24 protein-coding genes and 1 pseudogene are annotated in these 24,038 nt (G+C 58.3%); 8 read left to right on the forward strand and 17 right to left on the reverse strand.

What is annotated here, in order from left to right; translation table 11 throughout:
- Positions 1 to 169: 169 nt before the first annotated feature.
- Positions 170 to 625, reverse strand: coding sequence for a CopD family protein (locus PH5382_RS02265; RefSeq protein WP_058332734.1), 456 nt, complete (start codon positions 623 to 625; stop codon positions 170 to 172).
- Positions 626 to 1,039: 414 nt separating this feature from the next.
- Here PH5382_RS02265 and PH5382_RS02270 point away from each other — a divergent pair, with 414 nt between their 5' ends.
- The 4 genes from PH5382_RS02270 to dnaQ are packed head-to-tail and all read left to right on the forward strand — an operon-like array spanning position 1,040 to position 3,804.
- A complete protein-coding gene (locus tag PH5382_RS02270) occupies positions 1,040 to 1,639 on the forward strand; it encodes a Maf family protein (RefSeq protein WP_058332735.1) in 600 nt (199 codons plus the stop codon).
- The gene (locus tag PH5382_RS02275) at positions 1,636 to 2,469 is read left to right on the forward strand and encodes a shikimate dehydrogenase (protein WP_058332736.1); all 834 of its coding nucleotides are present in this window, start codon (positions 1,636 to 1,638) and stop codon (positions 2,467 to 2,469) included. Before PH5382_RS02270 ends, PH5382_RS02275 begins: the two co-directional genes overlap by 4 nt.
- Positions 2,466 to 3,077, forward strand: coding sequence for a dephospho-CoA kinase (gene coaE / locus PH5382_RS02280; protein WP_058332737.1), 612 nt, complete (start codon positions 2,466 to 2,468; stop codon positions 3,075 to 3,077). Before PH5382_RS02275 ends, coaE begins: the two co-directional genes overlap by 4 nt.
- Positions 3,070 to 3,804 (forward strand): DNA polymerase III subunit epsilon, encoded by a 735-nt coding sequence (gene dnaQ / locus PH5382_RS02285; protein WP_058332738.1) that lies wholly within the window; start codon positions 3,070 to 3,072, stop codon positions 3,802 to 3,804. The genes coaE and dnaQ overlap by 8 nt, the downstream gene beginning before the upstream one ends.
- Before the next feature lie 94 nt (positions 3,805 to 3,898).
- Here the strand turns inward: dnaQ and secB are convergent, their stop codons facing one another.
- Both secB and PH5382_RS02295 read right to left on the reverse strand, forming a co-directional pair.
- Positions 3,899 to 4,384: a protein-export chaperone SecB gene (secB, locus tag PH5382_RS02290; protein ID WP_058332739.1), complete on the reverse strand. Its 486-nt coding sequence runs from the start codon at positions 4,382 to 4,384 to the stop codon at positions 3,899 to 3,901.
- 92 nt (positions 4,385 to 4,476) lie between these two features.
- Positions 4,477 to 5,001 carry an FxsA family protein gene (locus tag PH5382_RS02295; protein ID WP_058332740.1) on the reverse strand — a complete coding sequence of 175 codons (525 nt, stop codon included), beginning with the start codon at positions 4,999 to 5,001 and terminating at the stop codon, positions 4,477 to 4,479.
- A gap of 115 nt (positions 5,002 to 5,116) precedes the next feature.
- Here PH5382_RS02295 and PH5382_RS02300 point away from each other — a divergent pair, with 115 nt between their 5' ends.
- The 3 genes from PH5382_RS02300 to PH5382_RS02310 are packed head-to-tail and all read left to right on the forward strand — an operon-like array spanning position 5,117 to position 7,436.
- On the forward strand, positions 5,117 to 5,773 hold the full coding sequence (locus PH5382_RS02300) for a Tim44/TimA family putative adaptor protein (RefSeq protein WP_058332995.1): 657 nt from the start codon (positions 5,117 to 5,119) through the stop codon (positions 5,771 to 5,773).
- On the forward strand, positions 5,770 to 6,837 hold the full coding sequence (locus PH5382_RS02305; protein WP_058332741.1) for a murein transglycosylase A: 1,068 nt from the start codon (positions 5,770 to 5,772) through the stop codon (positions 6,835 to 6,837). Before PH5382_RS02300 ends, PH5382_RS02305 begins: the two co-directional genes overlap by 4 nt.
- The gene (locus PH5382_RS02310; RefSeq protein ID WP_058332742.1) at positions 6,837 to 7,436 is read left to right on the forward strand and encodes a Smr/MutS family protein; all 600 of its coding nucleotides are present in this window, start codon (positions 6,837 to 6,839) and stop codon (positions 7,434 to 7,436) included. Before PH5382_RS02305 ends, PH5382_RS02310 begins: the two co-directional genes overlap by 1 nt.
- 12 nt (positions 7,437 to 7,448) lie before the next feature.
- On the opposite strand, the gene PH5382_RS02315 is transcribed toward PH5382_RS02310, so the two are convergent.
- The 4 genes from PH5382_RS02315 to hslV all read right to left on the reverse strand — a co-directional run bounded on the left by PH5382_RS02315 (position 7,449) and on the right by hslV (position 11,635).
- Positions 7,449 to 8,570: an alpha/beta hydrolase gene (locus PH5382_RS02315; protein WP_058332743.1), complete on the reverse strand. Its 1,122-nt coding sequence runs from the start codon at positions 8,568 to 8,570 to the stop codon at positions 7,449 to 7,451.
- Between the two features lie 90 nt (positions 8,571 to 8,660).
- On the reverse strand, positions 8,661 to 9,971 hold the full coding sequence (gene hslU, locus PH5382_RS02320; RefSeq protein ID WP_058332744.1) for an ATP-dependent protease ATPase subunit HslU: 1,311 nt from the start codon (positions 9,969 to 9,971) through the stop codon (positions 8,661 to 8,663).
- Positions 9,972 to 9,984: 13 nt separating this feature from the next.
- On the reverse strand, positions 9,985 to 11,055 hold the full coding sequence (locus PH5382_RS02325) for a hypothetical protein (RefSeq protein ID WP_058332745.1): 1,071 nt from the start codon (positions 11,053 to 11,055) through the stop codon (positions 9,985 to 9,987).
- Position 11,056: 1 nt separating this feature from the next.
- Complete coding sequence (gene hslV / locus PH5382_RS02330; RefSeq protein ID WP_058332746.1) at positions 11,057 to 11,635, reverse strand: ATP-dependent protease subunit HslV; 579 nt, start codon at positions 11,633 to 11,635, stop codon at positions 11,057 to 11,059.
- Positions 11,636 to 11,989: 354 nt separating this feature from the next.
- On the opposite strand from hslV, the gene PH5382_RS02335 reads away from it, so the two are divergent.
- A complete protein-coding gene (locus PH5382_RS02335; RefSeq protein WP_058332747.1) occupies positions 11,990 to 12,181 on the forward strand; it encodes a DUF1127 domain-containing protein in 192 nt (63 codons plus the stop codon).
- 69 nt (positions 12,182 to 12,250) lie between these two features.
- On the opposite strand, the gene PH5382_RS02340 is transcribed toward PH5382_RS02335, so the two are convergent.
- From PH5382_RS02340 to PH5382_RS02385, 10 genes and pseudogenes are all read right to left on the reverse strand, one after another.
- Positions 12,251 to 12,616: a Lin0512 family protein gene (locus tag PH5382_RS02340; RefSeq protein ID WP_058332748.1), complete on the reverse strand. Its 366-nt coding sequence runs from the start codon at positions 12,614 to 12,616 to the stop codon at positions 12,251 to 12,253.
- Entirely contained in the window at positions 12,613 to 12,963 is a 351-nt protein-coding gene (locus PH5382_RS02345) for a Lin0512 family protein (RefSeq protein ID WP_058332749.1), read from the reverse strand. The genes PH5382_RS02340 and PH5382_RS02345 overlap by 4 nt, the downstream gene beginning before the upstream one ends.
- A 101-nt stretch (positions 12,964 to 13,064) precedes the next feature.
- Positions 13,065 to 13,249, reverse strand: a pseudogene (locus PH5382_RS20280) (DUF6500 family protein).
- 68 nt (positions 13,250 to 13,317) lie between these two features.
- Positions 13,318 to 13,638, reverse strand: a complete 321-nt coding sequence (gene trxA / locus PH5382_RS02355) for a thioredoxin (RefSeq protein WP_058332750.1) — start codon at positions 13,636 to 13,638, stop codon at positions 13,318 to 13,320.
- A gap of 61 nt (positions 13,639 to 13,699) precedes the next feature.
- Positions 13,700 to 17,086: a double-strand break repair helicase AddA gene (gene addA / locus PH5382_RS02360; RefSeq protein ID WP_058332751.1), complete on the reverse strand. Its 3,387-nt coding sequence runs from the start codon at positions 17,084 to 17,086 to the stop codon at positions 13,700 to 13,702.
- Complete coding sequence (gene addB, locus PH5382_RS02365; protein ID WP_082645542.1) at positions 17,083 to 20,073, reverse strand: double-strand break repair protein AddB; 2,991 nt, start codon at positions 20,071 to 20,073, stop codon at positions 17,083 to 17,085. Before addB ends, addA begins: the two co-directional genes overlap by 4 nt.
- Positions 20,063 to 20,758 carry a nucleotidyltransferase family protein gene (locus tag PH5382_RS02370; RefSeq protein WP_231751774.1) on the reverse strand — a complete coding sequence of 232 codons (696 nt, stop codon included), beginning with the start codon at positions 20,756 to 20,758 and terminating at the stop codon, positions 20,063 to 20,065. Before PH5382_RS02370 ends, addB begins: the two co-directional genes overlap by 11 nt.
- Positions 20,755 to 21,753 (reverse strand): aminoglycoside phosphotransferase family protein, encoded by a 999-nt coding sequence (locus tag PH5382_RS02375; RefSeq protein WP_058332752.1) that lies wholly within the window; start codon positions 21,751 to 21,753, stop codon positions 20,755 to 20,757. The genes PH5382_RS02370 and PH5382_RS02375 overlap by 4 nt, the downstream gene beginning before the upstream one ends.
- Positions 21,746 to 22,321, reverse strand: a complete 576-nt coding sequence (gene tsaE, locus PH5382_RS02380; protein ID WP_082645543.1) for a tRNA (adenosine(37)-N6)-threonylcarbamoyltransferase complex ATPase subunit type 1 TsaE — start codon at positions 22,319 to 22,321, stop codon at positions 21,746 to 21,748. The genes PH5382_RS02375 and tsaE overlap by 8 nt, the downstream gene beginning before the upstream one ends.
- A gap of 132 nt (positions 22,322 to 22,453) precedes the next feature.
- On the reverse strand, positions 22,454 to 24,010 hold the full coding sequence (locus PH5382_RS02385; RefSeq protein WP_058332754.1) for a PAS-domain containing protein: 1,557 nt from the start codon (positions 24,008 to 24,010) through the stop codon (positions 22,454 to 22,456).
- Positions 24,011 to 24,038: the final 28 nt, after the last annotated feature.

Below are 24,038 nucleotides of genomic sequence, written 5' to 3' on the forward strand. Positions count from 1 at the left end.
TGGAGAACACGAGGGCCCGGACGGGCCTGTTGGGCGCCATACATAGGGGCTCTGCCCTGCTAAGTCAAACGATGTAACCAGACCACCGCAGGCACGGCTTAACAGCGCTCATAACGGCTCTCAGAGCGGGTGAGAGGACGGGCACTGCTAGACCGCACCATTGTCGCTGTCAAAACTTGAAGATCACCGAGACCACGATGATTACCATCAACAGGGTCGGGACTTCGTTCATCATGCGGTACTGTCGACCAGACAGCTTGTTTTCACCTGCAGCAAGGCCTCTCTGTCGCTTCAAAAGCCAATAGTGGAACCAGGTCATGCCAATCACCGCCAGACCCTTGCTCCAGGGCCAGATATAGCTCCAGTCGACGATCCCAGGTGTGGCCACCATGAACAGACCAGCGCCCCAGGTCGCCATCATTGCCGGTTTCATGATCAACCGGTGCAGTTTGTCTTCCATGGTGACAAAGATCGAAAGGCTTTCAGGAACCTTCTCAGCCTGTTCCACGTGATACACGAACAAACGTGGGAGATAGAACAAACCAGCCATCCAGCTGAGCACTGCCATGATGTGCAGCGACTTGGCATATGGGTAGAGGGTGAACATCCAGTCGCTCAGGTCCATGCGGTCAGTCTCTTTCGCTCTGATAGGCCACCCTTAATATAATAAAGAAAGATTTTAAGGATGATGTTTTTGTAGGGGCACTGATTTTCAGTGGATTATCGAGTCCTTCCTTGGCTTATCCCCAGTGTGAACAAGATTCCAGTCCGGCGGCGGCCACATTGGTGACACTTTGGTTAACGGCTTTAATAATAAGGGAAATTAACCTTCTGTTAAGGAAGGTTTCTGTGGGGATAACTTCTGGAGAAATCGTGGAGATCCAAGATATCCCGGATTTCAAAGTTATCCCAATCCCCCGAGGAGGAATCAGCGAAGAGATCGGCGGAATTCGCTGATCTCCTGTGCACTTGCCAAAACGCGGGAAAACCATACAAACCGTCCTAGAACTTTGCGCATCTTTTCCATGGGGTTTTCCACATGTCTGCCCACATCCTGCTGGCCTCCGGCTCTCAGATCCGTGCCCAGCTTTTGCGTCAGGCGGCGGTCCCGTTCGAGGTCGCCGTCGCTCGCGTTGATGAAGAGGCCATAAAGGCCGCATTGCTGGCCGAAGGCGCCAGCCCGCGCGATATTGCGGATGCGCTGGCCGAGGCGAAGGCCAGAAAGGTGAGCGCGAAACACCCAGGGGTTCTGGTTCTTGGCTGTGATCAGGTTCTGGATCTTGAAAATCAGCTACTGTCAAAACCCACGAGCCCTGAAGACGCCCTGGAACAGCTTAAGCAAATGCGGGGCAAACGCCACATGTTGCTGTCGGCGGCGGTGATTTATCGAGATGGCGAACCGATTTGGCGTCACGTCGGTCAGGTCAGGCTGCGTATGCATGACAGCTCAGACGCCTATCTCACATCCTATGTGGCGCGAAACTGGGATAGCATCCAGCATGCGGTCGGTGCCTATAAGCTCGAAGAAGAAGGTGTTCGCTTGTTTTCCAATATCGAAGGTAGTTACTTTAACGTTTTGGGGCTACCTCTGGTAGAACTGCTCAACTACCTGGGACTACAGGGAGTAATTGATCAATGAGTGATAAAAAGATCCCCCTCGCCGGTGTGATCGGCTGCCCTGTGGCGCATTCAAAATCGCCGCAGTTGCAACGCCATTGGCTGACGGCCCATGGGATTGCCGGGCACTATGTACCGATGCATGTGGAACCAGAAAATCTGGAAACCGTGATCCGTACCCTGCCCAAGGCCGGATTTGTCGGGGCAAATGTCACGATCCCGCACAAAGAAGCAGTGATGAAAATCGCCGACAAGGTTACCGACCGGGCCAAACTGATGGGTGCGGCAAACACCATGATATTTCGCAGTGATGGAAGTATTTTGGCTGATAATACAGATGGTTATGGGTTTATTACCAATCTACATCAAGGCGCGCCAAATTGGGATCCGACCAGTGGTCCTGCGGCCGTTTTGGGGGCTGGTGGCGCCTGCCGCGCGGTTGTTGCGTCGCTGCTGGAGGGCGGTACTCCGGAAATCATGCTGACCAACCGTACCCGCGAACGCGCCGAGCAGTTGCAAAAGGAATTCGGCAAGCGGATCCGCGTCGTCGATTGGGTCCAGGCCGGCAATATCATCGAAGACGCAACTCTTGTGGTGAACACCACCTCGCTGGGCATGGTTGGCAAGCCGCGTCTTCGGGTGCCTCTGGACGGATTGCGCCCGGAGATGGTTGTTACGGATCTTATTTACACACCGCTCAAGACCCATCTGCTGCAAACCGCAGAAGAAGTCGGCTGTACGGTGGTTGATGGGCTTGGCATGTTACTGCATCAGGCGGTGCCCGGATTTGAGCGCTGGTTTGGCCAGCGCCCCGATGTTGATGCTGCGACGCGGGCGGCAGCCATCAGATGACATTTCTTCTGGGACTCACCGGCTCTATCGGGATGGGCAAAAGCACCACCGCGAAGATTTTTGCCGCTGCCGGTTGCGAGGTTTGGGATGCAGATGCGGCGGTGCACCGGCTGTATTCTGCTGGCGGCGCTGCGGTGGCCCCGATGCAGGCAGCTTTTCCGACCGCTGTAGTCGACGAAGCAGTGAGCCGGGACACGTTAAAACAGATCATCGGTGCAGATCATTCGGCCTTGAAACTGATCGAAACCATCGTCCACCCGCTACTTGCACAGGATCGCAAGACATTTCGGGATCAGGCGACCAGCGATATTTTGGTGTTTGATATCCCGCTGCTGTTTGAAACTGGTGGGGATGCTGCGATGGATGCGGTGGCCTGCGTGCATGTAGACGCTGCAACTCAGCGCACACGGGTGATGGAGCGCGGCACCATGAGTGCAGCGCAGTTTGCGCAGATTCTTGCCAAACAGATGCCGATTGCTGAAAAATGCGCGCGGTCCGACTATGTGATCGAAACCGACACACCAGACCATGCCGCTAAGCAGGTGGCAGACGTGTTGAAAGATATCAGAACGAAGATCCAGAACAGAAAGACACCGGCAGATGCGTGAAATCGTACTCGATACGGAAACCACTGGTTTTGATCCATTTTCCGGCGATCGCATCGTAGAGATCGGCGCGGTTGAGCTGTTCAACCATATGCCGACCGGCAAGACTTTTCACGAGTATATCTATCCCGAACGCAGCATGCCGCATGAAGCCTTTGGCGTGCATGGCATCGGCCCCGACCTGCTGGAGCCTCCGCAGAAACCTGAAAAAGGTCAGATCCTTTTGCGGGACAAGCCGGTCTTTTCCAAAGTTGGGCAAAGCTTCCTGGATTTTGTCGGCGATTCCCGGATGGTGATCCACAACGCCAGCTTTGACATGAAGTTCCTGAATGCAGAACTAGGCTGGATGAACTTGCCGCAATTGCCGATGGAACAGGCGTTGGATACCCTGGCGATTGCCCGCAAACGCTATCCGGGCTCACCTGCGACGCTGGATGCCCTGTGTCGCCGGTTTCAGATCGACAACAGCAACCGGACGCTGCACGGGGCCCTGCTCGATTCCGAAATTCTGGCCGAGGTCTATCTTGAATTGATCGGTGGCAGGCAGCCCGATTTTGGGCTTTCGACCTCTGTTGGTGGCAGTGCGGCTGGCCCGGCGGCGGACGACTGGCGCCCGACCCCGCGCCCGACCCCGCTGCCATCACGTCTAACAGTTGCTGAGGCCGAGGCACATGAGACCTTCGTTGCAAACCTCGGCGATGGAGCACTGTGGAACCAAAACTCCGGGTGATCCAAAAGCTGGCTTTCCACATCACCTGCTTAGAAAAAGCGCCGCCGGGATGTCCCAGCGGCGCTTTTCTTTATCTGTCGATTGCAGTTAAGGATTACTGCTGTGGCGCGGCTTCGGCCTGACGGCGGGCCAGCTCGTTGCGGTAGATTGCAACGAAATCAATGTTGTCCATGTTCAGCGGCGGGAAGCCACCGTCACGGGTGATGTCTGACACGATGCGGCGCAGGAACGGGAATGTCATGCGGGGGCATTCGATCAACAGGAAGGGGTGCAGCTGGTCTTCGGGAACACCAGAGATGTTGAAAACGCCGACATATTCCAGCTCCAGCACAAACAGAACGTCGCCGCCCTCTTTGTTTTTGGACTCGATGTTCAGCTTGGTCATCACCTCATACTGGTTTTCAACCGAGCGCTTCTTTGCATCCAGATTGACCGAGACATTGACATCAGGCTGAACTTCGCCGCCAGCACCTTTTTGCGCCATGACGTTTTCAAACGACATATCGCGAATGTACTGGCCCATGATGTTCATCTGGACTTGGGGCTGCTGTGTGCCCTCGGTTGCGCCATTTTCGGCCATTGAGATACTCCTGAAAAAATCTGTTTGGCCCGTGCTTATCAGCTTGGATCATGTATCTCAACGGTCAGGAGAAAGAGCGATGATTTGTGCGCCTATTTCGGTCCTTCGACCCACCCGGACGGGCGACGAGATGCCCTGTCTGACGGATCTTTGGGCGTGACTTCTTCAAAGTCACCGTCGATTACATCTCCGCCACCCCTTGGCGGATGATTGGTATCACCGGGATAGTGGCGTCCTTGCATGGAACCCGGCCCCATCTGGAACTGCGCCACCGTGACGCGCTTGCTGATATAGCGGTAAACAGCCATTCGCACCGGCGGCATCAGCAGCGCAAAGCCAACAGCATCGGTGAAAAAACCGGGTGTCAGCAGCAAGGCCCCGGCAAACAGGATCATCGCCCCATGGGCCAGAGGTTCCGCCGGATCAGACAAGGATTGAAAGGAATTGCGCATCTGCCCCAGTGCCATACGGCCCTGCGATCGCACCAGCGAGGTGCCAAGAATTGCAGTCAGCACAACAATTGCCAGCGTTGGCCACAGCCCAATAGCGCCACCCACTTGAATGAACAGGCCAATTTCAATGAGAGGTACCATCAGAAAGGCGAGAAAAAGATACATTTGGCGGTTTCCTCTGATCACACGCTGTACGGTAGACTTGCCACCCTTGAGCACCTACATAAGGACAGACCGCCTGGGTTTCAAACCAGGCATGCATGCCCAGCGAGAGGTTCTTATGGAGTCGCCCTTGATTCAGCTTTTGGTATTGGCCGGTATAGCGGTGTTTTTGATCCTGCGTTTGAAAAGCGTTCTGGGCACCCGTGAAGGGTTCGAAAAACCACCTGAAATGCCCGCAGAAAAGCCCAGCCGCCGCCCCGATTTCGAAGTGATCGAAGGCGGACCTGACCACGATATTACCGACTACGTCGAAGATGGCACCGCTCAGGCGACGGCTCTTGCTGCGATGAAACGCGCAGAGCCATCGTTTCAGGTGGGTGAATTCGTCCAGGGCGCCCGTGGTGCCTATGAAATGATCCTGATGGGGTTTGAAAAAGGTGAGCTGGACAATCTGCAGCCGTTTCTGGCCGAAGATGTCTTTGACAGCTTTGTCGAGGCCGTCGCCGCGCGCGAAGATCAGGGTCTGACGATCGAGGCTGAATTCATCGGTGTTCGTGAAACTGCACTGATCAATGCCAGCTTTGACGAAACAACCCGCGTGGCGGAAATCACCATGCGTTTTGTCGGTGAGATGACTTCGGTCGTGCGCAACCGGGATGGCGAGATCGTCGAAGGCGATCCCAAGGCTGTCAAACGTCAAAAAGACAGCTGGGTCTTTGCACGCAGCATGGGTGTTGATGATCCGAACTGGCAGTTGGTGGCCACGGACGGATGATTGCGGCGCTCCGGGATGTATTCCGGGCAGCGGTACTTATAGGGGCTGCCATGACTGCTTCTGGTCTGACCGTCTCTGGCGCAGATGCCGAGACGAGCCATAGTATGTTATCCTTTTCCGAGCTTGATGGCTGGGAAAAGGATAATCACGCTGCCGCTTTGAAGGTCTTTCTCGAAACTTGTCCGGATCTCAAAGATCAGGACTGGCAAAATCTCTGTGCCGTGGCGCAATCACAGGACCCGGCCGGGGCGCGGCACTTCTTTGAACTGTTCTTCCGCCCCATCCTGATCGAGGATGGCGCTAAAGCGCTGTTCACAGGTTACTTTGAGCCTGAACTCGATGGCGCGCGCTACCGGTCGGATCGCTACCGGTATCCGGTCTACAAAATGCCCCCTGAAGCTAAGCGCAACAGTCCCTGGCTGGCGCGCCGCGACATTCTGAACAGTGGCGTGATGAGCGGGCGCGGGCTGGAAATTGCCTGGGTTGACGACCCGGTTGAACTGTTCTTTCTACAAATTCAGGGGTCTGGCCGCATTCGCATGGCTGACGGTGGTTCAGTGCGGGTAGGATACGGAGGCGCCAATGGCCATCCTTACCGGTCCATCGGGACGGAAATGGTGCGCCGTGGCATCTACAAGGCGCATCAGGTCAGCGCTCAGGTGATCAAAGCCTGGGTGCGGCGCAATCCCCTGGATGGCAAAGAGCTGCTGTTGCATAATCCCTCCTACGTGTTTTTCCGCGAAATCCGGAAAATTCGCCCTTCCAAAGGCCCGCTTGGGGCGATGAACCGGTCAGTCACTGCAATGCGCAGTCTGGCGGTTGATCCGAAATTCACGCCTCTGGGCGCGCCTGTCTGGCTTGAAAAGGACGGTGAAACCAGATTGCGCCGTCTGATGATTGCGCAAGATACCGGATCAGCGATCAAGGGCGCACAACGGGCTGATGTCTTTTTTGGTACAGGCGACAGCGCTGGTCAGGCTGCAGGTCGGCTGCGCGACCCGGGCCGGATGGTCGTCCTGCTGCCCATTCAGCGCGCCTTTGCGCTTTTGCCGGAAGATTTCTGATGACCAGGCGCAAGCTGACTTCTGAAGAGGTCGATCTTTGGCACAAAGTGGTAGAACACGCCGAACGGCTGCATCCGGGCAGCCATTCGCAGCCGCCTGCCCTGCCGCTGCCAAAGCCTAAACCGGCGAAACCACCCCAACCTCGGTCAGAGAACCTGCTGGAGGTCTTTGAGCTGGGCAGCCGCGCCAAGACAAAACCGGCACGTCATGATCTGAAGCCAGCGCCCGCCAGGGCGTTGGCGGCAAATCCGGTGCAAATGGACGAAAAAGCCTTTCGTCGTATGAAGCGGGGCAAGCTGAAGCCAGAGGGAAAGCTTGATTTGCACGGTATGCGTGTTGACGGCGCGCACCCTGCGCTGACCCGGTTCATCCTGACGGCGCAGGCCTCGGGAAAACGTCTGGTGCTGGTGGTGACAGGCAAGGGCAAGGATCGTGATGAACCCGGTCCAATGCCGGTGCCGCGCGGCATTCTGCGCCATCATGTCCCGCAATGGCTGGCCCTGCCCCCGTTAGCGCAGGCTGTTTTGCAGGTCACACCCGCCCATGTCAGCCATGGCGGCGAAGGGGCTTACTATGTCTATCTGCGGCGGAACCGCTAGGGGGTCTGCCTCTTAGCGATAGCCACCGCCCTGAACGATCAATGATACTTTGGTTACCGCGCCATCCTGAATGATGGGCCCCGGAAGAAACTCATTCAGGACAAACGAGTCGCGATCACGCTGGAAAGCGTCGGCTGTCTCGCTAGCTGCATTTAGCAATGACAATAACGCGGGCGAAGTCGCGGCGACAAAATGCCCGGATTCTGCTTCGTCCGCATAGGCTGTGGTATCAATAATCTCGATAGGAAGATCCGACACCATATCGAGCGCACTAATATTTCCCAGACGTTCCCGGCTATGGGTGCCGCGGATGCGCCGCGAGATATTGAGGATGGTGTCTTTGCGCGACACAAACACCAAAAATGGCTGTGGGACTTTTCCAAACCGTACCATTTGGCTGCGAAAAACGTCCACATCCAGATCAGGAGACATCAGGATAACCCCGCCCAGGTTTCGGCTGGACCAATTGGGAGATTTTATTTCGATTTGGCGCAGGGTTTCCATGGCCAGAACGGACCCCATCGAATGGGCAACAAGAACAATGCGCCGGGCACCCGTGGTTTCCAGATGGCGCAGCAGCTTTTCCAAACCATCGCGGGCGAAAAGCACACTATCACCATCATATGCATAGCCCAGCGGACTGCCGAGGCTGGGCCAGGAATAAATCACTGTCGCACCAGGTGTGTCGATGTCATGGGTGAGTTGCGCGGCACGAAAGGCGGTTTCGGCCTGGGTAGAGTTATATCCATGAACAAACACCGTCACATCGCGTTCGTCAGGGGGAAACTGGTTAAGCTCTTGGAGCAACCTTGCGTCAAAAGCGCCTGCGGTAGAAAACTGACGTCGGGCGGCCAGGGTGAACTCGGTCTTTGGATCGGGGTCGGCATAGCCAAATTCCAGATTTCCGGGTGTATGGCTTGGCGGGATCGAAACCGTGAGTTCCAACAGGCTGAAATCTTCGCTGCGTGCAGGTCCAAAAGAGCCATCTTCGAGCATGACGCGATTGGTGGCGGCAAATATGGTCTTTGCCGTGCCAATCTCCAGCGCTTCTGGGGTAATCGGGCTAAAACTACGGTCGGTGCAGCCCATGATCAGAAAAATACAAAACCCGGAAACGATACGCAAAAATGACATAGAAAATTCCTGTTCGACGTTGCCGCAGGCTACCCTGCCTGCGGCGCGTTGAAAACCAGAGCTTTTCCTTTTCGCTGTCGAAGCGAAAAGTCAGAGCACGTAGCGGCTCATATCGCTTTTGCTGGCCAACTCACCCAGGTGTTTGTTGACGAAGCTGGCATTGACGGTGATCTCTTCTCCGGCCCGATCCGGGGCCGAAAAGGAAAGCTCCTCAAACACCCGCTCGATCACCGTATACAGGCGGCGCGCACCGATATTTTCCACCGATTGGTTCACTTCGGCGGCGATCTTGGCCAGGGCTGCAATCCCATCCTCGGTAAAGCTGACCTTGACCTCTTCGGTGCTCATCAAGGCCGAATATTGCAGGGTCAGGGCGTTGTCGGTTTCGGTCAGGATGCGGACGAAATCCTTCTCGCTCAGGGCGCGCAGATTGACCCGGATCGGTAGTCGCCCCTGCAGTTCGGGCAAAAGGTCCGATGGTTTTGCGATGTGAAACGCACCGGAGGCAATGAACAGGATATGGTCGGTCTTGATCGGCCCATGTTTGGTGCTGACGATGGTTCCTTCGATCAATGGCAGCAGGTCACGTTGCACACCTTCGCGGCTGACATCGCCACCGCGCGCGTCCGAGCGTGCACAGACCTTGTCGATCTCATCCAGGAAGACGATGCCGTTCTGTTCCACCGATTCCAGTGCCGTGCGGGTGACGATTTCATCATCCAGCAGCTTGTCGGCCTCGTCACTGATCAGCACTTCATAGCTTTCGGCTACAGTCATCTTCTTGCGCTGGGTGCGCCCACCCATTGCCTTGCCGAACAGATCGCCAAGGTTCATCATTCCCATGTTGTTGCCAGGCTGGCCGGGAATTTCAAACATGTTCCCCATCGGGTTGGAGGTGTCCGCGACATCCAGCTCGATAAGGGAATTGTCCAGCTCGCCGGATTTCAACTTTTTGCGGAACACCTCCCGGGTGGCCTCGCGTGCATCTTCGCCGGCCAGTGCAGTGATCACCCGTTCCTCGGCCGCTTGATGCGCCTTGGCTTTGACGTCTTCGCGCATGAATTCGCGGGTCTGCGAAATGGCGCTGTCGACCAGATCACGGATGATCTGTTCCACGTCACGGCCAACATAGCCGACTTCGGTAAACTTGGTGGCTTCGACCTTGATGAAAGGCGCGCGGGCCAGTTTTGCCAGACGGCGCGATATCTCGGTTTTGCCAACCCCGGTGGGGCCAATCATCAGGATGTTTTTCGGGTAAACCTCGTCACGCAGATCATCGGGCAGCTGCTTGCGGCGCCACCGGTTGCGCAGGGCCACGGCAACGGCGCGTTTGGCATCGTTCTGGCCGATAATGAACCGGTCCAGTTCAGAGACGATTTCGCGGGGGGTCAGGTCAGTCATGGCAGGTCTCGATTCAGTGGGAAGGCGGCAGCCGGTCAAGCGGCAGCACCCTGGAGAGAGGGGAGAGCAGGGCGGCGCGGATCCGGGCCCAGAAGGCGCCAAGGATCACTAGGAAAACACCCAGCACAAGGATGGTCATTGCAGCACCTTCGCCGTCAAAAACGGTGCCTGCCAGGGTAACGCTATAGCCAATGGCGGCAATCAGGAAAGACCGGCGGTCAATAACGATAGCCACCAGCGCAAAGCATAGCAAAACAGCGACAAGCAGCAGATGTGCTGCAGAAGTACCGTTTTCCAGCAGGCTCAGCGCGATGGTGTTCACCAGGGCTGGGGCCGCAACCACATGCAGCCAGAAGCCCTGCGCAGATCGGCGTGTTACCCGATGTGGATCACTCAAATCAAACAGCATCGCAACGGCGAAAACTGCAAAGCCAACCAGCAGCGTGACCCAGGCAAAGGGGCCAGAGGCGGAAAACAGGAAGAAATCACTGATCCCGGCCGGGCTGCCTGCCTGTTGCGCTGCCAGCATCAGGGCGACGCAAAAGATCCCCAGCGCAATCAGCGCCATGGCAAAGGGCACCCGAAAGCGAAACCAGAACAGGGCCACAGCCACTGTGGTCAAGGCCATCGGCAGCGGCAGACTGGAATAGTCATTCTGCGCTACCATGAAGGGTTCAGAAAAACCCGCCGTGATGCCGGCGCCGGCATTGGCGGCCCAAAGCAGCGAAAGAGCAATCGCCGGGGCCACCATGCGGCGGCGGCGGATGAAATACTCGGCCAACCCCCATAGCACCAAAGCGGCAAGGGCAGCGGAATAGATAGTCTTGTCGATATAGCCGCCCAGGTTGCCAGAGATATAGGCCGCCGTCACAGCCGCCCAGCCGGAGGCCAGAATGAGCATGCCGATGACGATAAAGATCTCGTTGAACCCTTTGAACAGCTCAAAGGGTTCATCGCCTTCGGCAAGGCCTTCGCGCGCGCCGCGCCGACTATGCGCCATGGCCAGAAGCGAGGCCGCCTGGGCTTCGTTCAGCAGGCCGGAGCCAACGGCGGCCCGGATGTCATTCTGGTCGAGCTCGCTCACATCAGATCTCCGGCGTGGCGTCAGTAGCAGAGATGGTTTCAACCGTCAGGCGGCCATTGGTATAGACGCAGATATCGGCGGCGATCGCCATGGCATCACGGGCAACTGCTTCCGCGTCGCGGTCGCTGTCCATCATGCCTCGTGCCGCAGCAAGAGCAAAGTTTCCGCCAGAACCGATGGCAGCGACATCATGTTCAGGTTCCAGCACATCGCCGGCGCCGGTGATAACGAACATGTCTGCCCCGTCCGACACGATCAGCATTGCCTCGAGCTTTTGCAGGTATTTGTCAGTGCGCCAGTCTTTGGCCAACTCGACACTGGCACGCGCCAGCTGGCCGGGGGTTGCCTCCAGCTTGGCCTCAAGCCGTTCCAGCAGGGTAAAGGCATCGGCGGTGGAGCCGGCAAATCCTGCAACCACATCAAAACCACCGGGTGACAACCTGCGCACTTTGCGCGCGCTGCCTTTGATCACGGTCTGCCCCAGGGACACCTGCCCGTCGCCGGCGATGACGACAACGCCGTCCTTTTTGACACCAATGATGGTGGTTCCGTGCCAGCCGGGGAATTGATCCTCTGCCATTCATGCCTCCAATTTCTTTGCATCCTATATGGAACCATCCCTGGCGCGACACAAGGTCAGCGCTCTTTGTGCGTTGCCTGATCCTGTATAGAAATGCGGCATCGGATTGGGCAGGCGTTTTGACCAGCCCAATAGAACGGTCACCTGTTTGCGTATTCGTTTACGAGATGAATGCGCCGTGTCGAACGTGGGTGCGTTTATAAACTGCTAACTTGCTATGCAATACGCGCATTGCGGGACTGTAAAACGGGCAATTGTGAGACTCAGCAAGCTCTCCTACATGAGGGTCACAGGCTGAGAAACAGCCAGACCTTCTCGAAATTCAAATACGATTGAACTAAAAGGACTAGTGCAATGACGACCGCAAACCTCCATGCGCCGCTGGGCGCAGTCTCCGTTCTTCGTCTGGTAGACGGTATCTTCAACCTCAAAACCAACCTGGTTGAGTGGAACGAAGCCCGCCAGACCCGCAATGCGCTGAGCCAGCTCTCGGCCGCGCAGCTGGAAGACATCGGCGTGACCGAAGCAGATATCGCCAAGCTGTAAGCTTGGCATCCTGCGTACAGAAGTACCAGTTTAGATAAGCCGCTCCGATCTGGGGCGGCTTTGTCTTTTTCAGGTGTTGAGACGGTAGTTGTCGGCCTGATCCGGCAGCCAGGCCGAGATTGCGGCGGTGGCGACCACATGGACTGCGTCCGATTCCGCATCCGTGACGTTGAGCCCGCCTTTGACGGCACGCACCTCGGCCCGGCCACGCGGCAGATCGGCGGCAACCAGATCACAATCCACCTTGTCAGGATCCTGCACCGCGATAGTGACCATGACCCGCATTTCGCTGTGATCGATCCCAAGCTTGGAAAACAAGGTGATCGAGGAATGGTGCAGCGCATCCTGAACCGCACGTCGCGCCGCTTTAGTATAGTCCTGACCATAGAGATCGTTGCCGGTGCCCATCTCCAGAATGATGCGTTTTTCACTCATGACAAAGCCTCCATATCAAAAGAGACGATCACCGCTGCATTGGCGATCACTGTGCGCCCATCTGCATGGGGCTTGTCCACATCCAGCCCGCCCTCGGTGACGCGGATGTTGGGCTGGCCATAGGGAAAGATCTGCTTGAGCGCTGCGACATCGACCTGATCCGGCTTGGCCACGCCGATTTCGGCGTCGATGATCATCGCTTCTTTGGGGAAATCAAACAGCTCTGCAAGGCTGACCGAATTATGCCAAAGCGCGTCCTTGATGGCGCGTTTTGCGGCCTCCGTGTAGTCCTCGCGTCTGAGCGAGGTGCCCATGCCGAATTCCACCAATACCCGCGTTTTAGCCATGCCTGTCTCCCAGTGTCTTTACGCCGTGCCTTCGCGTCAAAGTGACTAAATGGGCGGGGAAAGAAAAGGTCCAGATTTGGCTGTGTCTTGGGCCAGATGTTCTAGACGCCTGATATCAGCATTTCGCGGATTTTTACCGCTTTTTCGAAATGATCCAGCTCATGCGTCTGGATCCACCATTGCGGTTTTTGAAAAAGGCATAAAAAGAGAGGCCGACACCTTCGCCCTTTTTGGCAATTTTGTCGTCACAGATAGCAATGGCCTTTTGGAGAAAATCTGGGGTCATAATATGTCCTTGAAATGAAAAAGGCGCCCCCCGCAGAGAGCGCCTTTGAAACTTGGTGATCGCTTTGATCAGATGGAATCGTTGATCCAGCTTTGCAGTGCGGCCTTTGGGGCAGCGCCGGCACGGTTGGAAACAACCTGACCGTCTTTGAAGATGAACAGTGCGGGAATACCACGCACGCCCATGGCGGCGGCGGCGTTCGGGTTGCTGTCGACGTCAACTTTGACGATTTTTACAGCGTCGCCGTACTCTGCGGACAGTTCTTCCAGCGCAGGGCCGATCTGTTTGCACGGACCACACCATTCGGCCCAGAAATCCACCACTACGGGGACAGAGGAGTTCTTGACTTCGGCGTCAAATGTTTCGTCGGTGACGGCTACGGTGGACATGTTCATGTCTCCTGAGATCTATGGCAACTGAAGGGGAACCTAGGTAGGGCTTAACGGATCGTCAAGGTTCCAGCTTCTGGAAGAGCGCATCTGTCACAACATCGTGCGGCAGCGGCATAAGGCGGGCAGTCCGGGTCCACAAGAGCGCTGTTTCGATCTCGCGGTCGGGATAAATCTGTGCCAGCGCATGGGCATAGGCGCCCATCTGCCGCAACAGGCCAAGAGGGCAGGCGGCCACCTTATCCGGCACCCGCGCATTGGATTTGAAATCCACTGCGATGATTTTTTCTGGGGTAACAATCAGACGGTCGATAGTACCATAGAGGCGCTTACCATCCAGGTCGGCCGTGATCGCAACCTCTGCCAGCGTATCCGGCACAAAGACCGCTGCCAGGTCCGGCGATGTCAGCACCGCGCACGCTTCCGCCAGTAGTTCCGCCGTGTCTGGGGCACTGGGCAACAGGCGATCTGCAAGCGCCTCCCAGCTATCCGCGGGCTGGCCGGGCAGGTATTCCAGCAACAAATGCAGCCGGGTGCCGCGGGCCTTGGCGGCCTCCTCATCCAGCCCCTGATCACCCGGCAGGGCCTTGGCGCCCCCCAAATCCGAGGGGCTGATGGCAGGCTCCGGCGCGATGTAATCCGGAGCCGTTTTCTCAAAGGTCGCAGGGAGGCTGGGCAGAGGCTGGCTTACGACCTCATGCGGGACAAATTCCAGCCCCTCCCAGTTGCCGTGTTCCAGCCGCAGCCCCTGACCACCGGGCAGATCACAGGCGCTGGCACCACCCTCGGTTAGGGCTGCCTCAACCCGTTGATACCAGCTGTCGCCTTCCTTGGACAAATCCCCGGCGGCGGCAACGATCAGCCATTTTTCGGCACGGGTCAGCGCAACATACAGCAGCCGCAGGCGTTCGTTTTGTTGTTTTTCCTGTGCTGCCTCGCGGGCCGTAGTCAGCAGATCTGGCATCTGGTCTTTGGGTAGTTTCCACAGGGGGGTGCCCTCGGCGACCATGATTTCGGCATCGGTTGGCGCGCGGCGTTTGGCAGTGTCGGGCAGGATCACGATTGGCGCTTCCAACCCTTTGGAGCCATGGACCGACATCACCCGGATCATATCGCCCGAGGCGCCCATCTGGCGTTTGATCTCCAGATCATCGGTCTGCATCCAGACCAGAAACCCGGTGAGGCTGGGTATGTCCGAGTGCTCATAGGCCAGGGCCTGACTGAGCAGCGCATTGATGCCATCTTCGGCCTCGGGGCCAAGACGGCCCAGCAGTTTCTGTCGCCCCTTGTGGCGGGTCAGGATGCGTTCGATCAGATCAAAGGGCCGCAGGAAGTCGGTCTGGTCGCGCAGATCGTCGAGCACGGCCATCGTATCGACAAATTCGGTGTTGCGGTCCCGCAAGGCGGCCCAAAGATGCTGACGCCCGTCACGACGATGGGCCAAATCGAACAGCATCTGTTCGGACCAGCCAAACAGCGGCGATTTCAGCGCCTCGGCCAGGGCCAGCGAATCTTCGGGCGTCGACAGGAACGACAACAGCGATGCGATGTCTTTGACCGCCAGCTCTGCGCCGACCTTCAGGCGGTCTGCGCCGGCAATCGGCAGGTCTGCCTTTTTGCAGGCGCGGATGATTTCGGAAAACAGCTCTGACCTGCGTTGCACCAGAATCAGGAAATCGCCCGCATGCACGGGGCGACGCTGAAAGGTCATCTGGCCATCCGGCCCTTTTGGACCATCAATGGGCAGGGTGGCTTTGTTGTCGATCATCGTCTTGATCTGATTGGCGATGCGGTCTGCCAAAACCACAGTATGATGCCGCTTGCCGGGGCGGTCGACCGGATCAGTCCAGTCGCTGTCGTCGTCCTCTTCGGATTTTTCCACCACTGGCCACAAATCAACCCGACCCGGCAAGTCGGATTTGAAGGCCCGGTGCAGCGCTTCGGCGTGAAAACCGGCGCGCGGGCTGTCCTTGAACACCAAATCCACCAGTCGCAGGATCGCAGCTGATGACCGGAACGAGAATTCCAGTGCTGCATTTTGCAAGCCAGCGCCGGTTTCTGCCAGACGGTCGGCAAATTCTACCTGCATCCGGTCAAAGGCATCGGGGTCCGCGCCCTGAAAGGAATAGATCGACTGTTTCTTGTCGCCGACTACGAAAATAGTCCGCTCCACATCCGATCGCGCGCCGATCCCGGCGGTGAATTCCTGCGCCAGTTTTTCGATCACATCCCATTGCACCGGGCTGGTGTCCTGGGCTTCGTCCACCAGAATATGATCGATACCGCCATCCAGACGATAAAGCACCCAGGCCGCCACTGCCGGGTCATTCAGCAGCCCGCGTGCCTTGAGGATCAGATCATCAAAGTCGAGCCAGCCGCGCAGCTGCTTGCGCGCTTCATATTCCGGCAGGAAGGCCTGGGCGAATTGATGCAGGTCCTGTGATTTTTGCGCCGCCACCAGCGCCAGCCTTTTGGCGCGGGCGTCCTCAACACGCAGCATCAAAGGCTCCAGTTGATCCATCAGGCTGGCGTGGCTTTCGCGTAGTTTCTTGGTGGGGAAGGACCCAACCTTGGCACTAAAGGGCGCTTTGGCGCCGGCGCCGGTTAGAAACACGCTTTCCAATGTGGCCAGATCGCTGAGGGCTGGTGTGGAGATGCCAGCCAGTTTAGCTGCGGCCCGTTGATCGGTGGTGCCGCCTGTTGCCAACATATCACGGGTTCGCGCCAGCAAATCCGCCTCGCCGCCGATAAACACCAGCTGTTCCAGTGCGGCCTGATCAAAACCGACAAGCAGATCAAACCGAGCCAGCAGATCCCCCCAGTCCAGGGCTGTGTCAAAATCGGCGCGTCGCTGGCACAGGGCAGCGGTCAGATCCTCGAAATCGCTGCCGCCGACGTGACGCGCCAGTGGCTCGACCAGATGCGCGCGTGCTCCCTTGGCAAAATCTTCGACGATTTCAGCGCGCAATAGCGCCGATGCCCGGTCTTCCATTTCCGAAAACTGCGGGCTGACGCCGGCCTCCAGTGGGAAACGGCGCAGCAGCGACGAACAAAACGAATGGATGGTCTGGATCTTAAGCCCGCCGGGGGTTTCTATAGCGCGGGCAAACAGGGTGCGGGCCTGGGCCAGCCCCTCGGGTGAGATGACATCCTGTGCGCCCAGTTCTGTCAGGGCGGCGACCAGTGGCTCATCCGCCAGCATCGCCCATTCGCCCAGACGTTTGAACAGCCGGTTCTGCATCTCGCTGGCGGCGGCCTTGGTATAGGTGAGGCAGAGGATATGCTGCGGCTGTACACCTTTGAGCAACAGCCGGGCCACCCGGTCTGTCAGCACCTTGGTCTTGCCGGAGCCGGCATTGGCTGCCAGCCAGGTCGAGGCATCGGGGCGGGCGGCGCGAAACTGCGCCTCAGATGCGGCATCACGGGTTTTGGTCGCAGGGCGGCTCATGTCAGGTCCTCTGGTGTCGGCGTCGCACTGCGATCCCATTCTCCAAACCGGGCAAGGTGGTCAAAGTCGCCAGCCAGATCATCACGGTGCACCATGCGGCGGCTGGAATAGCCCTGATCCAGCTCGAAATAGGCACCGATCAGCTCTTTCAGTTCGTCCCAGATCTTGGCGGGTGGTTCATCCCCGAGGGGGGCCGGGACTTCTTTCAAACTGGTGCCAAGGCCAATAAAGGCGGCGCGGGCGACTTCGGCGGGGCCGATGTCTTCAAAGGCGCCTTCTTCGGCCATGGCGGCCTCGATCAGCAGTTGTTTTTCAAATCGCTTTTGCTGCGCCTCAGAAGGCGGCGCGCCGGTTTTGTAGTCGTACAGATGCAAAAATCCGCGCTCATCCTGGTCAATGCGGTCAGCCCGGCAAGCGATGGCGAAATCCAGCGGATCCAGCCGGGCCTCGCCCATGACTTCGAGCTTGAGCGGGCGCGCACGGGACTGGCGTTCCTGTTCAGACAGGATGAAATCTGCTGCCAGCCGCTTGATCCGCGACAGCCACAACAGGCGGGCGACGGGCCAGGGGACCTCTTGCTCCAGCAGTTGTCGGGCGGTTTCAATCAGATGATCCTGCGTCAGGCGGGTGGGATCTTCCAGACTGTCACGAATGAAGGTCTCAAAGATTTCATGCACCACGGTGCCGCGCAGCAGGGCGTCGGGTTCGTGCACCAGCGGGTTCAGCGGCCGCAGGCGTAGCACATGTTTGGCATAGATCGCATAGGGGTCGCGGATCAGCCGGGGGATTTCGGTGATGGTCAGCCTGCGGGGGCGGGCCGCAAGGGGCGGGCGCGGTGACGGGCGCGCCGCAGGCGCAAGCGGTGTTGGTGCCTCAAGGGCGGCGACCCAGCCCAGCCAATCTGCGCCTCGCGCCCGCATGGCGTCCAGCGCGGATCTCCCGCCCTGATCGGGCAGGCCCGACAGCAGGTTGGTCAATCGGTTCAACCAGCGCGAAGCGACGGTATCGGCCTCATCCGAGCGGGCCGCACGGGTTAGCCAGACCTCGGGCGCGGCCACGGCCTGCTGAAAATCATGGGCCGACAGACCGATGCGGCGTTCGGGCAGCAATAGCCCGGCCTGATGGCGCAGTTGTCGGTTGAGCCAGGGATCGGGGCTGGCGGCTTCGGGCCAGCTGCCCTCGTTCAGCCCGCCCAGAATGACCAGATCAGCGCCCTGCACCCGGGCCTCCAGCGTGCCCCAGATCATGATCGATCCATAGGGCGCATCATAGTCGTGGACCGCACGCTTTGCGTCGGAAAGTATCGCTGAGAGTAAATCTGCAAAATCACGGGCAGACATCTCACCGCCAAAGGAGGCTTCGTTTTCTAATTCTTCAATAGCTTTGATAGCTTCTTCGCCAGCTTTCTTCTTCCAAAGAGTTCCGCTGAAGCTCGGGTCCATGATTTGGCTTCCGGCTGCAATAGCTTCGGCTAGTTTTCTCAGGCGTGAAACCCACTCAGTAAGTGGTAAGGTGCCATGTATTTGTTGGCTGGAAAAGTTCAGGCTTAGCCAGTCAATCCATCCCGAAAGCAGTGGTGCGGAACCTCTCTTGAGAGAATTTTTTTCATGTATCCAGGAAAATTTTTGAAAACTCTTGCTATCTGGGAACGGTGGGCCCTTTGCGCGTACGTGTAGCTCAAAATCATGCATATGCAGTACATGGGTTCCACGCTTAGCCTCTTTAACTTTACCGCCGTGCGCGAGCGGGTGTTTCAGCAGGGTCAGCAGGGCATCCGCCGTGAGCGGTTTGCAAAACAGCTCTGCCACGTGGCGCAAAAACCGCCCCGGAGGGGTCAGTTGCAGCGGCAGGCCGGCAGAATCGTCGGGCAGGATATTCCAGCGATCCAGTGCAGCCGAAACCTGACGTGTCAGCATGCGGTCGGGCGAGATCAGAGCTGCGGTCTTGCCCTCTTCGGCGGCCTTGCGCAGGCGCAGGGCGATGGCCAGCGCTTCGGATCGCGGGCTTGGGGCCTCGACCAGAGTCACATCTGCGCAGGCCTGATCAAGATCGCGCAGCGTGGGGCCTTCGCGCATCCAGGCATGGGTGACGGGCGCAGGGCGCAGCGCCAAGGATACCAGCCGGTTGCGGGCGATGCAGCTGGGTGCATCTGGCGTCCAGCGTTTGACATCACTGGGCGTCAGGTCCAGATCGTTGATCAGCTTGGCAAACCGGTACTGCGGATGATCCTCTGCCGTGAGCGCGTCATGGAGATGGGTCCAGACCTCGGGCGGTTGTTCAAAATCATAGCCGGGCAGTACCACGGCGCCCTGCGGCAGGCGGGCAATGGCTTGCATCAGCAACAGCGTGGTGCCGCGTGACCCGGTGGAACCTGCCAGAATAATGGGGTGTTGGGGTGGGTTGTCTTGCCAGGCCTCGATCAGGTTCAGCACCACCTGACGCTGCCGGGCCTCGGCATCCATAGCGCCATCGTGGCTGGCGATGAAATCATCCGCGATGCCGATAAAGGCCTGCGCGCGAGACCAGTGGCCGGACAGGTCAGCGACATCGAGATTTCGGATGACATCGGTGGTGACGCCTTCGCCCTGCATTTCATCAATCAACCCGGCAAGGCTGTCGGACAGATCATAAAGCGAAGACCGCGCCGCCAGATCGGGCTGCGCATCAAGCAGTTTGGCGATCAGCTGCGACAGCTCCAGACGACGGCGCAGCGGTGGCAGGGCCGGGGGCAGCCCCTGCAGGCTGGCCTCGCGCGCAAGATCGGTGAGCAGCCGCATCCGGGGCAGCAGCCGCGCCGGGCCTTCTTCGAACAGGAGGCGGGTACGGCGGGCCATACGGGTGGGATTTAGGATCAGTTCCACCCGTGCCAGCGCTTCGGGGGGCAGGGGTTCACTGCGGGTGATCAGGCCTTGGGCCAACGCACGGGGGAAATCCACCCCATTGGGGACAGCAAAGATACGCGGGGAGTCTTGTGGTTCAAACAACATCTGCTGCTATCAATTCCTCTGCCAGAGCAATGCCTTCGGGATGGCCGACATCGCACCAGTGGCCGTGATATTCCACCGCAAAAAGGCGGTCCTGTGTCGCAATCTGGTTCCACAACAGGTTCAGCGAAAACACGGGGTCAGGGATGTCCGCAAGACCGGTTGTTTTGACAATCTGCACGCCGCCATAGACCAGATCACCGCCCCGGCTGAGACGCCCATCGGTGTCGGCAGAGAAGTCTCCGGCTCCCTTGCGACCCCAGCAGCGGGCAGAGGGGATGCAGACCAGAAGGGCATCCATCCGGGCGGGATCCCAGGCCTGGAGCGCCAGGGCAAAGGGGTTTGTGCCTTTCCAGATCACATCCGTGTTAGCGGTAAAAACCGGATCAGGCCCCAACAGAGGCAGGGCATGACGAAGCCCGCCGCCGGTATCCAGAACTTCGGGCATCTCAGGGCTGAGATGCACATCCTGGGGTGTCAAATGGCTGGTCAAGACATCCGGTAGATAGTGCAGATTGGCGACAACCCGGTCCGGCTTCAGTGCCTTTGCCAGATCCAGCGTATGATCAATCAGGGGGCGGCCTGCGACCGGGATCATCGGTTTCGGACAGGTCTTGGTCAGTGCCTTCATGCGGGTGCCAAAGCCGGCAGCAAAGAGCATGACATTCGGAGTGGGGGTGTCGGTCATGGACGCAGCTTTGCAAGGTTTTCGGGGGTGGGAGCAGGCAGCTCTTCTACCAGCCAGTCTGCCAGCGGTGCCACGGCGGGGTGTTCCAATGCGCGGGTGACATGGCCCCAGACCCGGGGGATCAGGTCAATATACTGCGCCTTGCCATGGTCCAGCGAAAGCCGGGCAAAAACTCCCAATATGCGCAGGTTGCGCTGCAATCCGATCATCGCATAGGCGGCACGAAAGCCGGAGGCATCCAGATCAGTTGCGGCAATGTAGCGGTCGATCATCTGCATCTCGATGGCGGCGGACACATCGCGGCGCGCATCCTGCAACAGCGAGACCAGATCATAGGCCGGGTGGCCGATATGGGCGTCCTGAAAATCAATTACTCCGACGCGGGCAATGCCGTCTCGATCCGGTAGCCACATCAGGTTCTGTGCATGAAAATCCCGGTGAACTATGACCATGTCGCCCCGTAGGGTCTGGCGCAGGATGGCGTCGAATTCAGCCTCAAAGCGGTGTTGCAGGGCCGGATCGGTAGCGCCAAGGATCCCGCCCCGGTAGCGTTCGATGACCAAACCCGACAGCTGTGATAGGGCGCGAGGTGTCAATGGGGTGAGATTCGGAACAGGCCCTCGATGTAGCGCCACCAACAGGTCAACTGCGGCTTCGTAGAGCGGGCGTTCTTGATTGGGGTCTTCCTTGATGACCTCGTAAAACCGATCGTCGCCTAAGTCTTCTGTCAGCAGAAAGCCGTTTTGTGCATCTTCGCTGTGAATGGCGGGGGCGCTGATGCCCTGATTGCGCAACAGGGCTGCAATGCGCACGAAGGGGCGGATGTCCTCGCCTGTGTCAGGAGGAGCGTCCATCAACACAAGTTTGCGGCCATTCGGACTGGTCAGGCGTTCGTAGCGCCGCATCGATGCATCGCCAGCAAGCGGGGCACGCTGCCAGTCGCCACGGCCACTGCGCTGAAGAAAAACGGCGATCTGGGTGTCACGATCAGTCATGGGGAATTTCACCAGCAATCTTTGGGCCTATGGCGTCGAGCAGGCTTTGCCAGCGGGGATCGCTCCAGGTCAGGGTCAACTGGCGCGCGTCTTCGTCTGATGGATCCAGGGCCAGCGTCAGATGCAGGGCCTGCGGCGGAGTAAGCTCTGCCAGCCGATCCGGCCATTCGATCAGACAGATGGCATCGTCAAAGGCATCAATCAGGCCAAGCTCCTCGATCTCATCCAGCGACGACAGGCGGTAGAGGTCGGCATGCCACAGCTCACCGGCGCTGACGTCATATGTCTGTACCAGGGTAAAGGTGGGCGAGGGGACATCTTCGGGACTGTCCATCAGCGATTGAATCAGGCTGCGGGAAAAATGCGTTTTGCCGGCACCGATCGGCCCTTCCAGCAACAGGCAGTCGCCGGGGTGCAGCTGTTGGGCGATACGCTGCGCGAGACCTGTTGTGTCCTCAGCAGAGGACAAGGTGCAGGAAAACGGGCTGCGTACAGGCGGCTCAACGGATGGCCTGGGAGGCGGCTTTGCAGAGACATCAGGAGGGATTGGAAGCGGGGGTTTGGTCATTCCAGCACCATGCCTTTGGTGCGGCGGCGCTGCAAGTCAGAAGGGGCGGGAACAACCTGTGCTGTTCCCGCCCCTGAATGTCTTGACGTGAGATATGTCGCCTGGTTTTTAAAGGTTAACCAGGCGGGATTATCAGGCAGAGCCGCTTTGATCCGTGATGGCGAATTTCTGCTGCTCGGCTGGGGGCAGCGCAGGCTGCGGCGTCTGGAAACTGACCATTGTGGCGCCATTCTGGACCGCGCTCACTTTACACAGCAGCGGCGTGCCATCGCGCAGCTGTACCTGGGACCACCAGGGCGTGCGCGCCTCGCTGCCGGCAACGAAATCGCGGATCTCACCCCAGACCGGGGTGGCGCTGCAGGTGTCCTGCCAAATACGCGCGGCATCCATGATCGAAACCTTGGCAAAGCTGGCGTCGGGATCCATTTTCCACAGGCCGTGATAGGCCTCGTTGGAGAAACTCATGGTGCCATCATTGTTGAAGACGGCGATTGCCTCGTCCATCTGATCCATGATCGACTGGCCCATTTCCAACTCAGAGCGGAATTGACGGGTCAGGGTGACTTCGGCGGTGATGTCTTCGAACAAAAAGGCGATGGCACCGTCGGGATGCGGACGACCAGACACCGAATAGACAGAGCCCGATGGCAGCGACCATGTTTCCTGATAGCGCCCTTCGGCGGCGGCCTTCAACAGATCTTCGATCTGGTGGCGCCAGCTGGAATAGTTCTTTGGTTCCGGCATCATGCGTTGATCACGCAGGCGATCAAAAAAGGTCATGAGTGTCGGACGCGAGCTGAGAAAGCTGGCCGGCAGGGCGGTCAGGTCGATCAGCACCGGGTTGAACAGCACCAGTTGCCGGTTGCGGTCAAAGATCGCCAGACCAATTGAAAGCTGGGCAAAAGTTTTGGCCAGCGTCTGCACAAAGTTGCGCTGGGCGGCTTCGGCATCGACGACGGCATTCACATCCACCGCGTGACACAGCCAGCCGGCTTCGGTTTCGGTGGTGGAAATATTATACCACAGACGTTTGGTGCTTTCGGGCATCGGGATCGAGATGCGCTCGGGCTTGCCGCTGGATTTCGGTTCATCCAGATTGGTGAACAAAGGCTCGGAAAAATCGCTATTTCGGCCCCGGATCTTGTTGCTGAGATCGTCATAGGCAAGGTTCGACCAGGTGACAGCACCCTCGTCGGATTGCAGCCAGACAGGGTACGGAGCCTGATGCACCGCAGCGCGCAGGGTCGTCAGTTCCTGATCCAGCGATTTGTTTTGTTCTTCCAAGGTGCTTCGACGCAGTTGCACGCGGGTGATGCCGTCGATCCATTCGCAATGGGCTTCGCGGCTTTCGGCAGAGGCCGTGCCTGACAGGACCAGTGGGCCGACGTCTTTGAGAAACCCAGGGCTTTGCGGTAGGCCAGGATAGTTGCGCGCCAGCTGGTCACGCAGCATGTTCCAGCTGAAATGTTCGGCGTGATCGCCAATGAATTTACGCGCGCCGGAGGACCAGCCGATCAAGCTGGTGTCATCAAAGAGGAAAACCGCATCGGTGCGGCCATCGCCGATCAGAAGATCCTGCTCGAGACCTTTTGATTTCTGCTCGGGAGAAAGCCACCAGACGGCAACCGCTGCTGTGGCGCAGCAAAGTGTGGCCAGCATAAACCACTCGATAGAGATGATATTCTGCATTTTGTCCTGCCTATGTCAGTGCTCGTTT

Origin of the sequence: Phaeobacter sp. CECT 5382 (assembly GCF_001457775.1) — a bacterium.
Classification (GTDB): Bacteria; Pseudomonadota; Alphaproteobacteria; order Rhodobacterales; family Rhodobacteraceae; genus Pseudophaeobacter.

Bases quoted from the DNA above. Each gene is read 5' to 3' on its own strand.
- hslV (WP_058332746.1), bottom strand. From the start codon at position 11,635: ATGGCAGAGGATCAATTCCCCGGCTGGCACGGAACCACCATCATTGGT.
- dnaQ (WP_058332738.1), top strand. From the start codon at position 3,070: ATGCGTGAAATCGTACTCGATACGGAAACCACTGGTTTTGATCCATTT.
- tsaE (WP_082645543.1), bottom strand. From the start codon at position 22,321: ATGACCAAACCCCCGCTTCCAATCCCTCCTGATGTCTCTGCAAAGCCG.
- PH5382_RS02375 (WP_058332752.1), bottom strand. From the start codon at position 21,753: ATGACTGATCGTGACACCCAGATCGCCGTTTTTCTTCAGCGCAGTGGC.
- PH5382_RS02315 (WP_058332743.1), bottom strand. From the start codon at position 8,570: ATGTCATTTTTGCGTATCGTTTCCGGGTTTTGTATTTTTCTGATCATG.
- PH5382_RS02305 (WP_058332741.1), top strand. From the start codon at position 5,770: ATGATTGCGGCGCTCCGGGATGTATTCCGGGCAGCGGTACTTATAGGG.
- PH5382_RS02310 (WP_058332742.1), top strand. From the start codon at position 6,837: ATGACCAGGCGCAAGCTGACTTCTGAAGAGGTCGATCTTTGGCACAAA.
- addA (WP_058332751.1), bottom strand. From the start codon at position 17,086: ATGAGCCGCCCTGCGACCAAAACCCGTGATGCCGCATCTGAGGCGCAG.
- PH5382_RS02370 (WP_231751774.1), bottom strand. From the start codon at position 20,758: ATGACCGACACCCCCACTCCGAATGTCATGCTCTTTGCTGCCGGCTTT.
- PH5382_RS02275 (WP_058332736.1), top strand. From the start codon at position 1,636: ATGAGTGATAAAAAGATCCCCCTCGCCGGTGTGATCGGCTGCCCTGTG.
- trxA (WP_058332750.1), bottom strand. From the start codon at position 13,638: ATGTCCACCGTAGCCGTCACCGACGAAACATTTGACGCCGAAGTCAAG.
- coaE (WP_058332737.1), top strand. From the start codon at position 2,466: ATGACATTTCTTCTGGGACTCACCGGCTCTATCGGGATGGGCAAAAGC.
- PH5382_RS02295 (WP_058332740.1), bottom strand. From the start codon at position 5,001: ATGTATCTTTTTCTCGCCTTTCTGATGGTACCTCTCATTGAAATTGGC.
- PH5382_RS02270 (WP_058332735.1), top strand. From the start codon at position 1,040: ATGTCTGCCCACATCCTGCTGGCCTCCGGCTCTCAGATCCGTGCCCAG.
- PH5382_RS02300 (WP_058332995.1), top strand. From the start codon at position 5,117: ATGGAGTCGCCCTTGATTCAGCTTTTGGTATTGGCCGGTATAGCGGTG.
- PH5382_RS02340 (WP_058332748.1), bottom strand. From the start codon at position 12,616: ATGAGTGAAAAACGCATCATTCTGGAGATGGGCACCGGCAACGATCTC.
- PH5382_RS02345 (WP_058332749.1), bottom strand. From the start codon at position 12,963: ATGGCTAAAACGCGGGTATTGGTGGAATTCGGCATGGGCACCTCGCTC.
- PH5382_RS02385 (WP_058332754.1), bottom strand. From the start codon at position 24,010: ATGCAGAATATCATCTCTATCGAGTGGTTTATGCTGGCCACACTTTGC.
- addB (WP_082645542.1), bottom strand. From the start codon at position 20,073: ATGTTGTTTGAACCACAAGACTCCCCGCGTATCTTTGCTGTCCCCAAT.
- PH5382_RS02335 (WP_058332747.1), top strand. From the start codon at position 11,990: ATGACGACCGCAAACCTCCATGCGCCGCTGGGCGCAGTCTCCGTTCTT.
- hslU (WP_058332744.1), bottom strand. From the start codon at position 9,971: ATGACTGACCTGACCCCCCGCGAAATCGTCTCTGAACTGGACCGGTTC.
- PH5382_RS02265 (WP_058332734.1), bottom strand. From the start codon at position 625: ATGGACCTGAGCGACTGGATGTTCACCCTCTACCCATATGCCAAGTCG.
- secB (WP_058332739.1), bottom strand. From the start codon at position 4,384: ATGGCCGAAAATGGCGCAACCGAGGGCACACAGCAGCCCCAAGTCCAG.